Annotated in this window: 18 protein-coding genes and 1 pseudogene; 9 read left to right on the top strand and 10 right to left on the bottom strand. The window is 68.8% G+C overall.

Annotation, left to right across the window (positions count from 1 at the left end; all coding sequences use genetic code 11):
* A partial coding sequence (locus IQ216_RS04120; RefSeq protein ID WP_193814446.1) for an ATP-binding protein occupies positions 1-268 on the bottom strand: 268 nt, incomplete at its 3' end.
* A 109-nt stretch (positions 269-377) separates the two neighbouring features.
* On the opposite strand from IQ216_RS04120, the gene IQ216_RS04115 reads away from it, so the two are divergent.
* Positions 378-887, top strand: a complete 510-nt coding sequence (locus tag IQ216_RS04115; protein WP_193814445.1) for a DUF1993 family protein — start codon at positions 378-380, stop codon at positions 885-887.
* Between the two features lie 11 nt (positions 888-898).
* Entirely contained in the window at positions 899-1,522 is a 624-nt protein-coding gene (gene folK, locus IQ216_RS04110) for a 2-amino-4-hydroxy-6-hydroxymethyldihydropteridine diphosphokinase (RefSeq protein WP_193814444.1), read from the top strand.
* Positions 1,523-2,643: 1,121 nt separating this feature from the next.
* Here folK and IQ216_RS04105 read toward each other — a convergent pair.
* The 8 genes and pseudogenes from IQ216_RS04105 to IQ216_RS04070 all read right to left on the bottom strand — a co-directional run.
* Positions 2,644-3,135: pseudogene (locus IQ216_RS04105) on the bottom strand (class II aldolase/adducin family protein); the annotation flags it as partial.
* 48 nt (positions 3,136-3,183) lie between these two features.
* A complete protein-coding gene (gene mtnA, locus IQ216_RS04100; protein WP_193814443.1) occupies positions 3,184-4,377 on the bottom strand; it encodes an S-methyl-5-thioribose-1-phosphate isomerase in 1,194 nt (397 codons plus the stop codon).
* The gene (locus tag IQ216_RS04095) at positions 4,367-5,002 is read right to left on the bottom strand and encodes a sulfotransferase family 2 domain-containing protein (protein ID WP_193814442.1); all 636 of its coding nucleotides are present in this window, start codon (positions 5,000-5,002) and stop codon (positions 4,367-4,369) included. Before IQ216_RS04095 ends, mtnA begins: the two co-directional genes overlap by 11 nt.
* A gap of 32 nt (positions 5,003-5,034) precedes the next feature.
* Entirely contained in the window at positions 5,035-6,285 is a 1,251-nt protein-coding gene (locus IQ216_RS04090; protein ID WP_186700102.1) for a SufS family cysteine desulfurase, read from the bottom strand.
* A 93-nt stretch (positions 6,286-6,378) separates the two neighbouring features.
* Entirely contained in the window at positions 6,379-7,518 is a 1,140-nt protein-coding gene (sufD, locus tag IQ216_RS04085) for a Fe-S cluster assembly protein SufD (protein ID WP_193814441.1), read from the bottom strand.
* Positions 7,518-8,333, bottom strand: a complete 816-nt coding sequence (gene sufC / locus IQ216_RS04080; protein WP_193814440.1) for a Fe-S cluster assembly ATPase SufC — start codon at positions 8,331-8,333, stop codon at positions 7,518-7,520. Before sufC ends, sufD begins: the two co-directional genes overlap by 1 nt.
* 86 nt (positions 8,334-8,419) lie before the next feature.
* On the bottom strand, positions 8,420-9,859 hold the full coding sequence (gene sufB / locus IQ216_RS04075) for a Fe-S cluster assembly protein SufB (RefSeq protein ID WP_193814439.1): 1,440 nt from the start codon (positions 9,857-9,859) through the stop codon (positions 8,420-8,422).
* Between the two features lie 18 nt (positions 9,860-9,877).
* Positions 9,878-10,240 (bottom strand): ferredoxin-thioredoxin reductase catalytic domain-containing protein, encoded by a 363-nt coding sequence (locus IQ216_RS04070; protein ID WP_193814438.1) that lies wholly within the window; start codon positions 10,238-10,240, stop codon positions 9,878-9,880.
* 467 nt (positions 10,241-10,707) lie between these two features.
* Here IQ216_RS04070 and sufR point away from each other — a divergent pair, with 467 nt between their 5' ends.
* Both sufR and IQ216_RS04060 read left to right on the top strand, forming a co-directional pair.
* Complete coding sequence (gene sufR, locus IQ216_RS04065; protein ID WP_193814437.1) at positions 10,708-11,358, top strand: iron-sulfur cluster biosynthesis transcriptional regulator SufR; 651 nt, start codon at positions 10,708-10,710, stop codon at positions 11,356-11,358.
* Between the two features lie 11 nt (positions 11,359-11,369).
* Positions 11,370-11,762, top strand: coding sequence for a hypothetical protein (locus IQ216_RS04060; RefSeq protein WP_228007113.1), 393 nt, complete (start codon positions 11,370-11,372; stop codon positions 11,760-11,762).
* A 27-nt stretch (positions 11,763-11,789) separates the two neighbouring features.
* On the opposite strand, the gene IQ216_RS04055 is transcribed toward IQ216_RS04060, so the two are convergent.
* On the bottom strand, positions 11,790-12,698 hold the full coding sequence (locus tag IQ216_RS04055; RefSeq protein ID WP_193814436.1) for an EamA family transporter: 909 nt from the start codon (positions 12,696-12,698) through the stop codon (positions 11,790-11,792).
* Between the two features lie 49 nt (positions 12,699-12,747).
* Here IQ216_RS04055 and IQ216_RS04050 point away from each other — a divergent pair, with 49 nt between their 5' ends.
* The 5 genes from IQ216_RS04050 (at position 12,748) to IQ216_RS04030 (ending at position 17,059) form a co-directional block, all read left to right on the top strand.
* Positions 12,748-13,353 carry a phycobiliprotein lyase gene (locus IQ216_RS04050; RefSeq protein WP_186698548.1) on the top strand — a complete coding sequence of 202 codons (606 nt, stop codon included), beginning with the start codon at positions 12,748-12,750 and terminating at the stop codon, positions 13,351-13,353.
* A gap of 88 nt (positions 13,354-13,441) precedes the next feature.
* On the top strand, positions 13,442-14,200 hold the full coding sequence (locus tag IQ216_RS04045; RefSeq protein WP_186698546.1) for a phycobilisome rod-core linker polypeptide: 759 nt from the start codon (positions 13,442-13,444) through the stop codon (positions 14,198-14,200).
* Positions 14,201-14,450: 250 nt separating this feature from the next.
* A complete protein-coding gene (locus tag IQ216_RS04040; protein WP_193814435.1) occupies positions 14,451-15,566 on the top strand; it encodes a DUF4912 domain-containing protein in 1,116 nt (371 codons plus the stop codon).
* 6 nt (positions 15,567-15,572) lie between these two features.
* Positions 15,573-15,773, top strand: a complete 201-nt coding sequence (locus IQ216_RS04035; RefSeq protein WP_186700901.1) for a hypothetical protein — start codon at positions 15,573-15,575, stop codon at positions 15,771-15,773.
* Positions 15,774-15,832: 59 nt separating this feature from the next.
* Positions 15,833-17,059 carry a phospholipase D-like domain-containing protein gene (locus IQ216_RS04030; RefSeq protein ID WP_193814434.1) on the top strand — a complete coding sequence of 409 codons (1,227 nt, stop codon included), beginning with the start codon at positions 15,833-15,835 and terminating at the stop codon, positions 17,057-17,059.
* Positions 17,060-17,360 lie beyond the last annotated feature (301 nt).

Raw genomic sequence — 17,360 nt, 5'->3', positions numbered from 1 at the left:
GGGGATCCACGTTGAGGGCCTGCACCGCCGCGCCGCCCAGATCGAGCACGTCGATGGGCGGCAGCAGGGCGTGCAGGCCCCGGGCCAGCACCGACTTGCCGGTGCCGCGGCCGCCGGCGATCACCACGCCGCCGAGGCCAGGATCCACGGCGGCCAGCAGCAGGGCGAGCTTGAGGGTGCCGTGGCCGGTGATCGCCGCCAGCGGGAAGGAGCGATCAGCACCCTGGCCGGCCGGAGCCGGAGACGCTGCTGAGCCGCTGACAACCATGGGGCGCGGGCCGGAGGTGGAGGGAGGTCAGTCTGGCCGATGGGCCTGCGGGAACTCGACAACGGCACAGCCCTTAGCCTCAGGATCTGCTCACCGGCCGGGCCGAATCATGTCCCTCTCCATGCATGCGGCCGCCGTGCCGCCCCTGCAGCGCACCCTCACCAACCTGGCGGCGGTGCTGGCCAAGGCGGAGGCGCACGCCGAGGCCGGCGGCATCGATCCGGCCGTGCTGCTGGCCAGCCGCCTCTACCCGGACATGTTCCCCCTGACCCGGCAGGTGCAGATCGCCGCCGACATCGCCCGCCGCGGGGTGGCCCGCCTCGCCGGCGTGGAGGCCGTCGCCGTGGCCGATGACGAGACCACCTTTGCGCAGTTGATCGAGCGCCTCGAGGCCGCCGTCAACGAGCTGGGCGGCTACGCCCCCAACCAGCTGGAGGACAGCGCCGAGCGGGAGGTGAGCGTGCCGATCGGCCCCGGGCAGAGCATCACCATGATCGGCTGGCCGTTCCTCTCCGGCTTCGTGCTGCCCAACGTCTACTTCCACACCAGCACCGCCTACGGGATCCTGCGCCACAACGGCGTGGTGCTGGGCAAGCGCGATTTCCTGGGGGAGCCCTGAACGCAGGCGGGGTGAATCCAGCCGCTGCCAGCACCGCGGCGCCCGGGCCTTCCACGGCCATCGCCCTGGGGGCCAACCTGGGCGACCCGCTGGCCACCCTCACGGCGGTACGGCCGCTGCTGAGCCAGGTGCTGCAGCACTGGGCCGGGGCGGATCCGGCGGTGGGCTCCTGGCGGCTGCGCTGGTCGCCGCTGTTCCGCACCGCTCCCGTGGGGGGTCCAGCCGGCCAGCCGCCCTATCTCAATGCGGTGCTGCTGGCCAGCGGCCCTGGCGACGAAGGCGCGGCGGGGGCGCCGAGCGGGGGCGATCCGCTGCCCCTGCTGCTGGCCCTGCAGAGCCTGGAGGCGGCCTTCGGCCGGCAGCGGCTGCAGCCCTGGGGGCCGCGCAGCCTCGATCTCGATCTGCTCTGGTGCGGCGGCCATCGGCGCCAGAGCACCGCCCTGTGGCTGCCCCATCCGCTCTACCTGGAGCGTACCTTCGTGCTGGCGCCGCTGGCGGCCCTGGCACCGGAGCTGGTGCCGCCAGATGCCGGGCGCAGGGTGGACGAGCTGCTGGCCGAGCTGGTCGCTGCTGGGCAAGATGACGGCAGCCCGCCACCACAACGGCTGGCCCCCCAGGTGGGCTGGCCGGAGTAAGGCTGGCCCGGGTGCCACGGCCGCGGGTGATGCGGAAGACGGCCAGGGCAGCGACGGCCCTCTTCAATGGAGCAACCGTTCCCATTCCCCCGATCACCAGCTCCCATCCACCCAGCCGCTGGCGCAGCGCCCTGGCCATCGGCCTGGTGATCACGGCCCTGGCCCTGTTCGGCGGCAATCTGGGCGACAACGAGGCCGGCAAGCTGGCCCTGGCCCGACAGGCCATCGAACCCGGCTGGATCCCCACGGACTGGTACCTGAACAACAGCCAGGGCTACCAGTGGCTGTTCCAGCAGTTGAGCGGCCGGATTGTGATCCTGCTGGGCTTCGTGCCGGGCTCGCTGCTGGTGCGGCTGCTNNGCTRSRGSGCMYSGGCCWGGNNGSCCKGGNCNSGGCSYCRSYGNWGACGCNNNGGCTSANCRCCSKCKCTNGCSGMCCTGSYGRYSRCKSYSKYCASCNCYGSANCWSGRSSTGGNNTKGCTNCCGWGYSGANTGGNSKGCMSCKCNCNGWGCYGNAWMSSTKNCNGCCTRSKCYNGNMCSTGSYGSTGGNSCTNNGCKGNCTGGCGNYGMGMRKCNCTGNSYSGCGNCTGNGKKYKMKMSRGCGGNSMTSGMSNTNGSYCMKKCCACCKGCNTGGYGGSGAGYKKCSYGGTGSTGYYGCWSRYGGNSGATSSCKYYGRCCNNGCWGSWGCKSSMKRCMRGNMWYYWSRMKCRAGCNNRRCTGNKGCTGSANNCNNNTNKGGCCGSTGGWGYGNNRKSRCSGTRSTGRYGSSSCTNGCCNNGGCSGGCTKGGSSKTGGNCNCCWGRASCKGCYKSYGYCYRGCGWYRSWGCKMSYSYTCNMCASCANGSGCMTNSSTGSYSKCCGNGRGCKSGRYCNNCSWGSTGCYGNGNNNNCCYSASMRCSKGCKGCCGAGCSSTYGNGYMRKCNGGSCGANCWSKGCYCGNCRTMGYSCWGNWGCYGNNRKGCTGTKCGNNWSCYGGCNNCCRTSKCKKCKSSCGRSWGSTGGNSRSGGCKSWSSCRSCYGCNWKGGCMKGSRSRTWSRYRKRGGCSAKKGNYWSCAMMWCGATNCNNGCCNNAGGSCCAGCNCSTGNNCTCGNKSWSTGSSTSSCNNGRTSASCTGGCCNNSCTGGGCCAGCAGGCAAGCGCGGCGCCCGCTCAGGGCCTGCAGGGCCAGATCGGAGAGCTGCTGGCTGCCGAAGGTGGCATAGGGCGCACAGCGGATGTCCGGCCCACCGGCCATCACCACCATGTAGTGGAACGGGGGAAGGCCGCGGCCATGGCAGGCCAGGGCGGTGGCCTGGATCGAATGGCAGTGCACCACAGCGTTCAGCTCCGGCCGGCTGCGCAGCAGGTCCGCATGCAGCCGCCACTCGGAGGAGGGCCTCAGACCCTCCGGACGCGACACGGCATCCAGGGGCTGGCCATGGACATCGATGGCGCACAGGTCCGCGGGCTCCATCCGTTCGTAGGGCGTGCCACTCGGGGTGATCAGCAGGCCCCCGGGGATCCGGGCTGAGAGGTTGCCGGAGGTGCCCTGGTTGATCCCCGCGCTGTTCATCCGCCGGGCCGCCAGCACCAAGGCCTGGCGCAGCTCGAGCTCCGGGCTGGCCATGGGCGGAGGCGCGGGAATCCCGAGGCTAAAGACCAGCGGGGCTGGCCTCTACTGCAAACCTCCCTGACCTCCCGCGCCGCCCGAACTGCCCGAGCTGCCCGCACCGCCCAGGTCCCCATAGAGCCCCACCAGGCCGGCCTCGCTGGCCGGGGCCACGCCCCGTTCGGTGATCAGGGCTGTCACCAGCCGGGCCGGGGTGACATCGAAGGCCGGATTGAAGCCCTCGCTGCCCTCCGGAGTGAGGGCCACCGTGGCGGATTCCATGGCAGCGGACTCTCCAGCAGCGGCGATGGCACCGGTGTTGAGCAGGCGACCGCTGATCTGGGTCACCTCACTGCCGGAGCGAGCCTCGATCGGAATCTCCGCGAGGCCGTCGCGCAGGCTCCAGTCGATGGTGGAGCCCGGCAGGGCCACGTAAAAGGGCACGCCGTTGTCGTGGGCGGCGAGGGCCTTGAGGTAGGTGCCGATCTTGTTGCAGACATCGCCGCTGCGGGTGGTGCGGTCGGTGCCCACGATCACGGCGTCCACCAGGCCGTGCTGCATCAGGTGACCGCCGGCGTTGTCCACGATCACGGTGTGGGGTACCCCCTCCCGGCCCAGCTCAAAGGCGGTGAGGCTGGCTCCCTGGTTGCGGGGCCGGGTCTCGTCCACCCACACGTGCAGGTCCAGGCCGGCGCGGTGGGCCTTGTAGATCGGCGCCAGGGCCGTGCCCCAGTCGACCGTGGCCAACCAGCCGGCATTGCAGTGGGTGAGCACCTGGAACGGCCGCCCCTGCCGTTCGAGCGCTCGGCCCGCGGCCAAGGCCTGAAACAGCGCCAGGCCGTGGTCGCCGATGGCCGCGCACATGGCCACGTCCTCCTCGGCGATCGCCGCGGCCTCGAGACGCGCCGCCTCGGCCCGCTCTCGTTCCGGCAAGGCCTGCACCCGCTGCCGCACCCGCTGCAAGGCCCAGCGCAGGTTCACGGCCGTGGGCCGGGTGGCATTGAGCTGGTCGTAGGCCTGGGCGAGGGCGGTGTCGCTGGGGTCGCTCTGCAGGGCCAGCATCAGCCCATAGGCCCCCGTGACACCGATCAGGGGCGCCCCCCGCACCACCATCGTGCGGATCGCCTCGGCCGCCGCGTCACAGCTGCTGAGCTGGCGGGTGGTGAAGCGATGGGGCAGCAGGGTCTGGTCGATCACCCCCACCGAACGGCCATCGGGCTCCAGCCAGATGGTGCGCCAGGCCTGGCCGTCAATGTTCATCGTTGGGAAGGGCAGTGGGAGGGGCGGGCCTGTAGCCCAGCTGCTGGAAATCAGCCCGATACAAGCGGCTGAGCGCCTGCAGGGCAGGCCCATCGAGATCGACCTGCCGATAGTGCCGCTTCGAGGCGTTGATGCGCGGCGCCCCCGCCTCGAGCCTGGCGTCCACATCGAGCAGTGTCAGCACCGTGTTCACATCGTCGGCAAAGCGTTCGAACCGTCCCAGGAACTGGGGTTGCACAGCCCTGATGCGCCGCAGCTGGGGCGCGAAGCCAGCATGCCGGCGGTAGAGATCCTGGGCCTGCAGTGCCTCCACCACCTGCGGCAGGCTGGGCTTCTCCTCCAGCAACCAGAGCCGAAAGCTGGCGATCACACCCCGCTCGGCGGGCTGCCGGTAGCGGCGTTGATGGCGCCCCGCCATGTCCACGTAGTAGTTGCAGGCGCTGATGAAGCAATCCACCGGGTGCCGCACGAAGGTGAAGCGGAACCAGCGCTGCCAGTCACTGGGCAGGCCCTTGCTGGAGTGATGCTGGTGGCAGTGGGGGAAACCGAGCAGGCGCTCGATGGTCTGCCCCCCGGTCTTGGGAATGTGCAGGAACAGCGCCTTGCGCTCGGGAAGCAGCAGCATGGGAGAGGGAAGGTGGGCCCGGGGGCCCGATCTCAGCTGTGCTCGCGCAGGAAGCCGATCGTGCCCTCCAGTTCCTCCGCGAAGCGGTCGATCTCCTCGGGGGAGGTGGTGAAACTGAGGCTGGCCCGCGCCGAGCCGGGGATCCCGTAGAGCCGATGCAGCGGTTGGGTGCAGTGGTGGCCGCTGCGGATGCAGATCCCGGCCGAGTCGAGCAGAGCCGCCAGATCATTGGCGTGCAGGCCCTCCACGGTGAAGGCGGCGAGGGCACCGCGATCGGGCTGCTGGTCTGGAGTGGGCCCCAGGATCGTCACCCCGTCGATGGCGTTGAGCCGCTCGAACAGGCGGCGGGTGAGCTGTTGCTCCCAGCGGTGGATCCGCTCCAGCCCGATCGATTGCAGATAGTCGAGGGCGGCCCCCATGCCGATCGCCTCGCCGATCGCCGGGGTGCCCGCCTCGAACTTGTGGGGCAGTTCAGCCCAGCTGCTGTGGTCAAGAAACACGTCCTGGATCATTTCGCCGCCCCCCAGGAAGGGCGGCATCGCCTCCAGCAGGGCCTCGCGGGCCCAGAGGAAGCCCATGCCCGTGGGGCCGCACAGCTTGTGGGAGCTGCCCACGAGGAAGTCGCAGTCGAGACGGGCCACATCCACCGGCAGGTGGGCCAGGCTCTGGCAGGCATCCACCAGCAGCAGTGCCCCCACGGCATGGGCCAGGGGCGCGATCTCGGCGATCGGCGTGAGGCAACCGAGGGTGTTGCTCACCTGCACCAGGCTCACCAGCCGGGTGCGGTCATTGAGCTGGGCACGCAGATCGTCGAGGTCGAGCTCGCCGGTGGCCGTGAGGCCCACATGGCGCAGCACGCAGCCGGTGCGGGCGGCCAGCAGCTGCCAGGGCACCAGGTTGCTGTGGTGCTCCATCACCGAGAGCAGAATCTCATCGCCCGGCTTGAGGTTGGCCTCGCCCCAGGTGCGGGCCACCAGGTTGATCGCCTCGCTGGCATTGCGGGTGAACACGATCTCCCGGGGGCTGGCCGCACCCACAAAGGCGGCCGTCTTGGCCCTGGCGCCCTCAAAGCCCTCCGTGGCTCTGGCGCTCAGCTGGTGGGCGCCCCGGTGCACGTTGGCGTTGTCGTGGTCGTAGTAGCGCTGCAGGGCCGAGAGCACCTGCCGCGGCTTCTGGCTGGTGGCGGCGTGATCGAGATAGATCAGCGGCTGGCCGAGGCAGGCCGTCTGGGCGAGCAGGGGAAAGTCGGGCCGCGTCTGCAGGGCCAGGTTGTCAGGCGCCATCACGGCCGGCTCCGCTCCCGCAGGACTGGAGAGGGGGGCGCTGTCGGGGCTGGCGGCAGCCTGGGCGATGGCGGAGGTGATCGGCATGGAGCTTCAGGCTTCTCCCAGCAGGCTCTGGAGCGGGCGATGGCGGGCGGCGGCAGCGGGCAGCTCGCGCAGCACCTCCTCACAGAAGCCGCGCTTGAGCAGGGCGGCGGCCTGGGCGGCGGCGATGCCACGGCTCTGGAGGTAGAAGAGCTCCTCGCGCTGCAGGCGACTCACGGTGGCGCCGTGGGCGCACTTGACGTCATCGGCCACGATTTCCAGTTCGGGCTTGGTGTCAATCCTGGCGCGGTCGGAGAGCAGCAGGTTGCGGCTCAGCTGGGCCGCATTGGTCTGTTGGGCCACCCGGGGCACCTGCACAGCACCGTTGAACACGCTGCGGCCGCGATCATCGGCCACCACCTTGTGCAGCTGGTCGAGGCTGCCGGCCGGGCCCTCGAAGCACACATGGCTATGGGTGTCAGCCACCTGCTCGCCATCGACGAGCTGCAGCCCGCGCAGGCAGGCGTGGGCGGCGCCATCGGTCTGCACCAAGCGGGGTTCTTGGCGCAGCAGCGCCCAGCCAGAGCTGCCGTTCACCAGCTTCAGCTGGCTGCCGGAGGCCTGGCGGATGGCCGTGTGGGCCAGCAGGGTGGCCTGGCCGCCCTTGCCGATGGCCAGGCTGCCGAAGTTGAGGCGACTGTCGGTGGCCATCGCCACCTCGATCACCAGGCTCAGCGCCTGGGGGCCGGCGGCGGTGATCAGCAGAAACAGATCGAGGCTCGCCCCCGGCTCCAGCACCAGCAGCAGCCGCCTGGCCCGCAGACCCTCGCCGGCACCGGCCTGCCACAACAGCTCGAGGGGATCGGCGCAGCCACTCACCCGCAGGGCCAGCAGGGCCGGATCAGCACCGGCATTCAGCCGCACCGGCCAGTGCTCACTGCAGCCGGTGGCCGCCAGCGAGCGGCCCTGCTCGGCAGCCGCCGCCTCGGCGGAAAGGCGGCTGATGCCGGCCGGCAGCGTCTCCAGATCCCAGCAGCTGGTGGCGGGAGCAGCGAGGCACTGGGGCAGGTTCTGCAGCGCCGAAAGATCGGTGAAGCGCCAGTCCTCCTGGCGGCGGGTGGGCAGCGCTGCCCCGGCCAGGGCGCTGAGCCAGGCCTCAGTGCCGGCAGTGGGAGCAGGGGCGACAGGAGCTCGGGAGCTGGCCACCATCAGCCCACCTCCAAAGGCTGGCGCTCGGCAGCTGCCTCGAGGCGGGCGACCTGCTCGTCCACCCAGTCATAGCCGGTGCGCTCCAGCTCAAGAGCCAGCTCCTTGCCACCGCTGCGCAGGATGCGACCAGCCGCCATCACGTGCACATAGTCCGGGGTGATCACCTCCAGCAGGCGCTGGTAGTGGGTGATCAACAGGGTGGCATTGTCAGGGCTGGCGAGCTGGTTGACGCCGCCGGCCACGATGCGCAGGGCATCGATGTCGAGGCCGGAATCCGTTTCATCGAGGATGGCCACCACAGGTTCCAGCAGGGCCATCTGCAGGATCTCGTTGCGCTTTTTCTCACCGCCGCTGAACCCCTCGTTGACGCTGCGATCGAGAAAGGCGGGGTCCATCTGAACCACCGCCAGGCGCTCGCGCACCAGATCCTCGAAGGCGAAGGTGTCGAGCTCCTCGGCACCCTGCTGGCTGCGGCGGGCGTTGGTGGCCACCCGCAGGAACTCGAGGTTGCTCACCCCGGGAATCTCCACCGGGTACTGGAAGCCGAGGAAGAGTCCGATGCGGGCCCTCTCTTCCGGATCCAGCTCSAGCAKGTTGTCGCCGCGGTAGTGGACCGAGCCGCCGGTGACGGTGTAGGCGGGGTGACCGGCCAGCACCTTGGAGAGGGTACTCTTGCCGCTGCCATTGCGGCCCATCACGGCATGCACCTCACCGGCTCTGATCGTGAGGTTCACCCCCTTGAGGATGGGCTGGTCCTCCACCGAAGCCTGCAGGTCACGGATCTCTAGGAGTACGGGGGCGTCTGGGCGAATCACGGAAAATCAGAAACAGAACGGGGGGCTGGACGGTGCGGAAGCTGGACTGAACAGTTGGAGCAACAGGGGAGAGGTGGTGGAGAGGCCTAACCCACCGATCCCTCCAACTTGAGGGCCAGCAGCTTGTCGGCTTCGGCGGCAAACTCCATCGGCAGCTGGTTGAACACATCGCGGCAGAAGCCGCTCACCATCATCGACACCGCCTCTTCAAAGCCGATCCCGCGGCTCTGCAGATAGAAGAGCTGGTCTGCCGAGATGCGGCAGGTGCTGGCCTCGTGCTCCACAGCGGCCTCGGGCTGCTGGCAGCGGATGTAGGGGTAGGTGTTGGCAGCAGCCTGATCGCCGATCAACATCGAATCGCACTGGCTGTAATTACGGGCACCCAGGGCTTTCGGGCCGATCTGCACCAGGCCGCGGTAGCTGTTGGAGGAGTGGCCGGCGCTGATGCCCTTGCTCACGATCGTGGAGCGGGTGCGGGGGCCCACATGCACCATCTTGGTGCCGGTGTCAGCCTGCTGACGGTTGTTGGTGAGGGCCACTGAATAGAACTCACCGACGGAATCAGCTCCCTGCAGAACGCAGCTGGGGTATTTCCAGGTGATGGCTGATCCGGTTTCCACCTGGGTCCAACTGATCTTGCTGCGCTCGCCGCGGCAATGGCCCCGCTTGGTGACGAAGTTGTAGATGCCTCCTTTCCCATTCTCATCGCCGGCATACCAGTTCTGCACGGTGGAATACTTGATGGAGGCGTCATCGAGGGCCACCAGCTCAACCACTGCAGCGTGTAGCTGGTTGGTGTCAAACATCGGTGCCGTGCAGCCTTCGAGGTAACTCACGGAGGCACCCTCCTCAGCCACAATCAGGGTGCGCTCAAACTGGCCGGTATCTCCGGAGTTGATGCGGAAATAAGTGGACAGCTCCATCGGGCACGCCACACCCTTGGGGATGAACACAAAAGAGCCATCGCTGAAGACGGCGGAATTGAGTGCTGAAAAGAAATTGTCGTTGGTGGGCACCACCGTGCCCAGGTAAGCCTCGATCAGTTCGGGGAAATCCTTGACAGCCTCGCTGATCGAGCAGAAAATCACACCGTCTTCGGCGAGCTTTTCGCGAAAGGTGGTGGCAATGGACACGCTGTCGAACACGGCATCCACAGCCACGTTGGAAAGCCGCTTCTGCTCACCCAGGGGGATGCCGAGCTTGTCAAAGGTTTCCAGCAGCTTGGGATCCACCTCATCGAGGCTGGCTTTTTTCTCCTGCTGTCTGGGAGCGGCGTAATAGATGATCTCCTGGTAATCAATGGCCGGGAAGCCCAGTGCCGCCCAATCGGGCTCCTGCATCTGCAGCCACTGCCGGTAGGCACGCAGACGGAAATCAAGCAGAAACTGAGGCTCCTCTTTCTTGGCGGAGATCAGCCGAACCACGTCCTCGCTGAGGCCCTTGGCAATCTTATCGGTTTCAATGTCAGTGACGAAACCATACTTATAAGGCTGAGAAACAAGTTCTCCGACGGTGGCTGTAGACATGTTGGGAAAAGCGGTGGATCAGCCGGCGGCGAGGGTTTTGATTTCTTCGATGCTGATGGACTGCTTCTCACCGCGGAAAGGGTTGTCTTCGGTCAGGAACAGCATGCAGTGGCACTCCTTGCGCTCCCGCATCGGCACACAGGGGCAATTCCAGAAGGCCTGCGCCACCTCAGCCTCCTTGTCTTCGTAGTGGCGGCAGGGGCAAAGGGCACCGCCGAGGTCCTCCTTGTGGCGGGCCAGGCCCTCCAGCACCACCGCCGTCACCCCCGGATCACTGCAGAAGTAGGTGCCGGTGCGCTGGGCGTAGGTCTCAGCAAACTTCCGGATCACCTCCAGGCTCTCGGGGCTGGGTGCGGAGCTGGCGGCGGCGGAATCAGACATGGAGGGAGAAGGGCGACAGAGGGAGGGCAGAAGAGAGCTGACAGGCGTGGCAGCAGGAACCCGGGCAGGAAAGCGAGGACGCTGGGCGTTGATCTCAACAGGCCGAAGTGCCGGCTTGAGCAAGGAGACTCAGGATCGGCTCTGAAGCGGCCAACCTGACCAAAACCGCTGATTACGAAACCCTTAGGTTTCCTTTCCCGCAGCTTAGGGCACAGATCCTGGGGGTGGGTGCTCTCCCATTGTGCCGCCCAGGTGAGGGCTGGCGGGTCTGGCCACCCAATCGCCGCGAACCCGTGGCATCGTGTTGGCACCCGGTGTGAGTGATGCGATGACCCATCGCCTACAGCACCCCGACCACTGCAATCGTTTCAGGTTCAGCCCCGGATGGCCTCGCCACTCCAGTCATCAGTGACACCTCCGCGGCTTGCTTCGCGTCTGTGGGCCGTTCACCAGCCCCTGGCGCCGCAGTGAACAGCGCCGACACCACACCCTCCTCCACCCGGGAGGCGGCCCTGGCCCTGCTCCTGCGCCATGGAGAGTCCACGGCAGCGGCACTGGCCCAGCGGCTGGATGTCTCCGTGCAAGTGATGCGGCGCCACCTGCGCACTCTGGAGGAGGAGGGGCTCGTGCACTCCAGCCTCAGTGCCGCCGGTCCTGGGCGCCCGAGCAACCAGTGGCATCTCACCGCCCAGGGGCAGGGCCGGTTTCCAGACGGAAGCGAGGATTTTGCCCTCGGTCTGCTCCAGTCGATGACGGAGTCGCTCTCCGAGGAGACCGTGAACCTGCTGCTCTGCCAGCAGGGAAGCCAGAAAGCCCAGTCGTACCGCCGCCATGTGGGGGCAGGCAGCCTGAAGGAGCGGCTTGAGCGGCTCGTGGACCTGAGGCGGCAGGAGGGCTATGTGGCCGAGTGCAGCCCCGATCCCGATGGCCACTCCTGGGTGATCCAGGAATTCCACTGCTCCGTGATGCGGATCGCCGAGCAGTTTCCCTGCGTCTGTGACCAGGAACTGCGCCTGATCCGCGAAACCTTCCCCGACTGCTTGGTGGAGAGGGTGCAGTGGCGGCTGGAAGCAGGGCACTCCTGCGGGTTCCGGCTCCAGCCCGCCGTCGCCTCCTGAGCACGCCCGCCATGCCCGCTTCCCCCAGGCAAGGGATGCAAGGTCCGCTCAGCGCCAACGAGCTGGCCGAGCTGGAGGCCACCCTGCTCCCCGCCCTGGAGCGGCATCACCTCAGGCTTCTGGCCCATGGCCTGCGCACCCTCCAGTCCATCGCCGCACGGCGGGAGGGGGCGCCCCCTGATCGGACTGCCCTGAACCACTGGGCCTGCGGGGTGCCACAGCTGAGCGACGACCCCTCCTTTCGGCACACCTTTCTGGATCAGCTCGAGGCCGCAGGCCGCCAGCTCGAGTCAATCGCGTCGGGCCTGGGCAGCACGGCCCTGGCCCTGGAGCTCCCTGAGCTGTGCCAGAGCGCCAAGGCCGCCGCAGATCAGCGCCTCAGAATCGATGACGCTGGTTCCTGACCACCACCTGCCCCTGGGCTGAGTCGATCAGCTCACCAGCAGCACCACCCCGGCCAGGGCAGCCAGGGCCGCCAGCCAGCCGCTCAGCAGTGGCCTGTCTCCCTCCAGCGGCGCCAGCAGCACGGCCATCACCGGCGCCGTGGCCAGCAAGGACACCGCCAGTCCTGCTGGCAGGCGGCTCAGGGCCACTTGTTGCAGGGCGATCCCGCCGACCGTGCCCAGCAGGGTGGCCAGCAGCACCAGCCCCCAGAGGGAGCGCATCGAGCCGGTACTGCGGGCGCAGGCGCCGGCGGGCCGTCGCCAGCGGCGCACCAGGCCGGGCAGCAAGGGCAGCATCACCAGGCTGGCCGCAGCCAGGCGCAGGCCCGTGGCCGCCAAGGGGCTGATCGCACCGCCCTGGAGGGCCGCCCGGGCCAGAAGGGCGCCGGCACTGCCGCAGACCATCGCCGCCGCAGCCAGCAGCAGCCCGGCCGCTGCCGGCGGCCCCGCAGCGCCGACCGCGGCAGGGGAGCCCTGACGGGCCACCAGCACCAGGGCAACGCTGATCAGGCCGATCCCGGCCCACTGCTGCGGGCCCAGCGCCTCCCCGAGCAGGAGTGCCGCCGCCGCTGCGGTGAGGACGGGGCCGCCGGCCTCCACCGTGAGGGTGCGGCGGGTGCCCAGGCGCCGCAGAGCCGCGAAAAAGAGGCTGTCGCCCGCCGCGATGCCCAGCACCCCACTGGCGGCCAGCAGGGCCAGGCCTGTGCCGGGCAGGGCGGAGAGCCCGGGGGCGCCCACCACTAGGGCCAGGGGCACGGCCAGCAGGGCCAGGGCCAGCAGGTTCTTGAGCAGGTTCAGCCGCGCCGCCCCCAGGGAGGGGGGGAGCCGTCGCCACAGACTGCTGGCGAGGGTCCAGCCGAGGGCGGCCCAAAGCGCCGCCGCCACGCCGATCACCACCTCGTTTCGTCCCCTGGCTTGCGATCATCGTGCCAACTGCCCTGCCCGCGTGACTGACGCCATCGCCGATGCCCTCGGCTTCTTCCGGCTGAGCTGCGGCCGCTGGCGCTCCCAGCGCAGCAGCCACCACCTGCTCCATCGCCGGGCGGAGGCGGGCGGCTCCTGGATCGAAGTGGTGGAACTCGCCGCTGACGATCCGCGCCTGATCGCCATCGCCGCGTTGCACGGCCAGCCCTCCGGCGGGCTGGTGGGGGGCTGCCGCGTCACCTGGAACGCCTCGATGGCCTGGGACCAGGCCGGCGAGGCCCATGAGGGCGAGAGCGTCTTCGGGCTGATCCCCACCGATGCGGCAGGCCGCCAGGGGCTGCTGCTGCGCGACAGGGGTTACGCCGAAACGGCTCCCGTGGCCGGCCACTTCGCCATGGATGAGCGCGATGGGCTGCTGCTCACCACCAGCTACGAGACGATGAACAGCCTGGAGCGCTTCAGCTTTGCCGGTCCCAACGTGCGGCTGCGCACCAGCACCGTGGAAGGCCTCTCCAACACCGCGTCGTTCTGTGTGGAAACCAGGATCCTGGCTGATCCCCGGCCCGCCGCCACGGCGGGCAAGGAGCGCCTCAACGCCGGCCAGAGCCTCTCACCGCTGGGCTGGTAAACGTTACGGACTGTGAGTCCTGCCGGGACTGCGGCGGTAGGGCTGGGGCGGCACTTCTACGATCACGGCCGACGGATGCTGAAATCGCGTGGCCCTGCCCCTCCTGAAGTACGCACCCACCACCCAGAACTCGCGGGTGGACCCTCTGCGGGTGGGTTCCGATGAGGATCCCAAGGCTGCGGCCATGGACAAGGCCATCGACCGCGAAGATCAGAATTTCGTGATCGAAGCGGCGTACCGCCAGATTTTCTTCCATGCCTTCAAGGTGGACCGCGACCGCACCCTCGAGTCGCAGTTGCGGGACGGCCAGATCACGGTGCGGGACTTCATCCGCTCCCTCTGCCTCTCCGACACCTTCAACCGCAGCTTCTACAACCTGAACAGCAACTACAAGGTGGCCCGTCACTTGGTGGAGAAGCTACTGGGCCGCCCCACCCATGGCAAGTCTGAGGAGATCGCCTGGTCGGCCGTGCTGATGACCCGCGGGGTCAAGGGCATGGTGGACGACATCCTCGATTCGGAGGAGTACCTGGGCAGCTTCGGCTATGACACCGTGCCCTACCACCGCAACCGGGTGGTGGGCAGCCGGGATCTGGGCGAGACCCCGTTCAACATCACCAGCCCCCGCTACGACGCCTACTACCGCAGCATCCTGGGCTTCCCCCAGGTGGTGTACACGGGCACGGCCAAGGCCTACCCGGAGCGCTCCCGCCAGCGCCGTGGCGGCTTCCCCGAGGACTATCTGCCCTGGGTGCGCAGCCTGCCGGCGATGCGTGCCAGCAGCGCCGCTTCCGCTGCCGACATCAACTACCTGGCCAAGGTGCCTTACCGCAGCATCGGCCGCTGACGCGACCGCTCAAAACTCAGAAACCAAGCGGCCCAAGGCCGCTTTTTTCATGGCGGTGGCCATGACCCTGGGCGGCTGGGGGGGCTCCGCCGGCAGGGCTGCCGTGATCGCTGGCGGGACCGGAGCGTGAGTCCTGGTCAGTGGATGCTGACCCCACAAGAGCGGACGGGGCCGTCAGGTGAAAAGTGCATCACACTGATCCCAAACGAATCCTTACGCAGTGAGCCAAGCCCTTTCCTCGTTGGCCCGTATGACGCTCCGGCAACTGCGCCAGATTGCCAGCGATCTGGGCGTGACCCTCTACAGCCGTAAGTCAAAGGATGAGCTGGTCTCTGAGATTGGGGCCCGCAAGGACGACCAGCCAAATGAGGGGTTCGGCCAGGTGCAGGGGAGTGCTGCTTCCCAGGCCGAGAGTCCATCGCTGAAGTCGATTGAGGCCGACATGCCGCCGGCCCCCCAGCCCACGGCTGAGACCAGCGTGGTGTTCCTGCCCCGCGACCCGCAGTGGGCCTACGTGTTCTGGGACATCACCGAAGCCGATCGCAACGCCGCCTTTGCCGCAGGGGCCAACCAGCTCTGCCTGAGGCTTGCCGATGTGACCGGCCTCTCGGGCGGCTCCGCCCACCCCCATACCCTCCAGGAGGTGATCGTCGACAGTCACGCCACCGAGTGGTACCTGCCGGTGCCCCTGAGTGATCGCGATTACCGGGTCGAGCTGGGCTACCGCAAGGGCTCGGCGGGCGGCTGGATCTCACTGGCCTTCTCCTCTGTTGCCCGGGTTCCGGCCCTCCACCCCAGCGACCAGATCCTCGACCAGTTCGTCCCCTTCACGCTCGAGACCGGTTCGACGGCTCCAGCAGCGATCAGTGCCGCTGCAACGCCGTCGACCTCCCCTGCAGGAGCTGATCAGGATCTGCACGAGCGGCTCTACCAGAGCGCCACATCCCAGTGGCGGCAGATCAGGCGAGGTTCCGAGGCCTTCCATGAGCTCGACACGACAGGCTTTGAGAGCGGCGGCCTCAATGCCTCCGGCGCCGGCATCTGGGCCAGCGGCCGCAGTGAGTCCGGCATCGGAGGCGTGGCGCCGCGTCAGCGCTCCTTCTGGCTGGTGGCCGACGCCGAGCTGATTGTCTACGGCGCCACTGACCCCTCGGCCAAGCTCGCCATCGGCGGCGAGGACGTGCCCCTGTCTGCCGACGGCACCTTCCGGGTGCAGGTGCCCTTCCGCGACGGCCGCCAGATCTATCCCATCGAGGCCGTGGCCGCAGACGGCGATCAGAGCCGCAACATCACACTCGAATTCAGTCGCACCACTCCGGAAGACAACAGCAACCCGGCCGACCAGGCTGTAGCCGAGTGGTTCTGACCTGACTTGGCTGTGCCCACCCCCGCCACACCGATGCGCCTTGTGGTTGCCATCACTCCCCTCGCCGGGGCCCTCGCCTTCCCGGTGGCGGTTCCCCTGGTGTTGCGCTGGGTGGGATTGCCAGCAGCGGTGCTCACGGCCGTGGTGGTGGGTACCCTCTGGTTCGTGCTGATGCTGCGTACGGCTGAGATGCCCTCTCACCACTAGGTTCCAGGCCCTGATCGGGCGCTTGAGGCAACACTGCTGCCAGCCGTAGACATTAGGAAATGGCGGGTGAGCTTCTGACGACCACCACCAGGGTCCGCCGTGGTCTGAGCCTGGCCCTGCTGGCGGCCTCCGGGCTGCTGGTGGGCTGCACAGCCGTGGCCACAGTCGGCGGTGCCCCTGAACCCGAGCCGCCCCTGCCCCGGGGCTTCACCGTGGCGTTCAACCACCGGTCGGGCAACCGCTACCGGAGCCCGGTGAGCGGCGAGTGGCGCCAGGGCGATGACCTGGAGGCCATGCTGCTCAACGCCATCAGCTCCGCCCGGCGCAGCATCCTGGTGGCGATGCAGGAACTCTCCCTGCCCAGGGTGGCCGAGGCCCTGGTCGCCCAGCAACGGCGGGGCATCAGGGTGCAGGTTGTGCTGGAGAACACCTACAGCCAGGCGTGGTCGGAGCAGCATCTGGCCGATCTGTCCCAGCGGGAGCGGCGGCGGCATCAGCAGCTCCAGGCCCTCGGCGGGGGGGATGCGGTGGCGATCCTGCGGCGCGGCGGAGTGCCGATGCTGGACGACACCGCCGATGGCAGCGCCGGCAGTGGTCTGATGCACCACAAGTTCCTGGTGATCGATGAGGCGGTGGTGGTGACGGGCTCCGCCAACTTCACCGCGTCCGGACTTCATGGCGATGCGGGCGCCCCCCAGACCCGCGGCAACGTGAACCACCTGCTGCAGATCGAGAGCCCGGAGCTGGCCGAGCTGTTCCGCGCTGAATTCCATCGCCTGTGGGGGGATGGTCCGGGGGGCGCAGCCGACAGCCGCTTCGGCCTTGGCAAGGACAGCCCCGGGCTGCAGAGGGTGCGGGTGCGAGGCACCCCCGTGGCGGTGCTGTTCGCGCCCCATCGGCGCCGCGATCGCGCCAATGGCGTGGAGCAACTGGACAGCCTGCTGAAGCAGACGCGCCGCAGCGCCGATCTGGCCCTGTTCGTGTTCTCCGATCAGCAGCTGGGCAACACCCTGGGGCAGCTGCACCGCCGCGGCGTGGAGATCAGGCTGCTGGCTGACCCGGGCTTTGCCAACCGCTCCTTCAGCGAAGTGCTGGATCTGCTGGGGGTGGCCTTGCCCGATCACCGCTGTGCCCTGGAGGCAGGCAACGCCCCCCAGCGCCAACCCCTGGAGGGAGTCGGCACCCCGCGCCTGGCCAGCGGCGACAAGATGCACCACAAGCTGGCGGTGCTCGACCAACGCACGGTGGTCACGGGCTCCTTCAACTGGAGTCCGAGGGGAGCTTGAGCACAGTCGAAGTAGTGCTGCTAGGTGGCAGCTGGGGCGGCCACAGCAAGCCACAGCAAGCCACAGCAGGCGGTGCCTGCAGTCGGCACGCGCAGCGGGACGCACCAGGTGGCTGCTGGAGCCGGGTCTCACCCAGGCAATGCCTGCAGCAGGAGGGGCAGGTGGCGCCTGGGCTGATGCCCCGATGGCAGCATGAGCTGCGGCGTAGCCATCTGGTGAGCAAGAAGCCGAGAGGAGGAGGGCAGCAGCAGGGGCGACAAGCGAACCAACAAGTGCTAGTACAGGTGTTCGCTATTGAATG

The organism is Cyanobium sp. LEGE 06143 (genome assembly GCF_015207535.1).
GTDB lineage: Bacteria > Cyanobacteriota > Cyanobacteriia > PCC-6307 > Cyanobiaceae > NIES-981.
Note: the sequence above shows the minus strand (reverse complement) of the source record. Positions and strands in the feature narration are given on the sequence as shown.

Excerpts from the sequence above, each read along its gene's own strand:
- IQ216_RS04070 (WP_193814438.1), bottom strand. The coding sequence starts at position 10,240 with ATGTCTGATTCCGCCGCCGCCAGCTCCGCACCCAGCCCCGAGAGCCTG.
- sufB (WP_193814439.1), bottom strand. The coding sequence starts at position 9,859 with ATGTCTACAGCCACCGTCGGAGAACTTGTTTCTCAGCCTTATAAGTAT.
- IQ216_RS04040 (WP_193814435.1), top strand. The coding sequence starts at position 14,451 with ATGACGCTCCGGCAACTGCGCCAGATTGCCAGCGATCTGGGCGTGACC.
- IQ216_RS04090 (WP_186700102.1), bottom strand. The coding sequence starts at position 6,285 with ATGGCGCCTGACAACCTGGCCCTGCAGACGCGGCCCGACTTTCCCCTG.
- sufD (WP_193814441.1), bottom strand. The coding sequence starts at position 7,518 with ATGGTGGCCAGCTCCCGAGCTCCTGTCGCCCCTGCTCCCACTGCCGGC.
- IQ216_RS04060 (WP_228007113.1), top strand. The coding sequence starts at position 11,370 with ATGCCCGCTTCCCCCAGGCAAGGGATGCAAGGTCCGCTCAGCGCCAAC.
- mtnA (WP_193814443.1), bottom strand. The coding sequence starts at position 4,377 with ATGAACATTGACGGCCAGGCCTGGCGCACCATCTGGCTGGAGCCCGAT.
- IQ216_RS04115 (WP_193814445.1), top strand. The coding sequence starts at position 378 with ATGTCCCTCTCCATGCATGCGGCCGCCGTGCCGCCCCTGCAGCGCACC.
- IQ216_RS04095 (WP_193814442.1), bottom strand. The coding sequence starts at position 5,002 with ATGCTGCTGCTTCCCGAGCGCAAGGCGCTGTTCCTGCACATTCCCAAG.
- IQ216_RS04030 (WP_193814434.1), top strand. The coding sequence starts at position 15,833 with ATGGCGGGTGAGCTTCTGACGACCACCACCAGGGTCCGCCGTGGTCTG.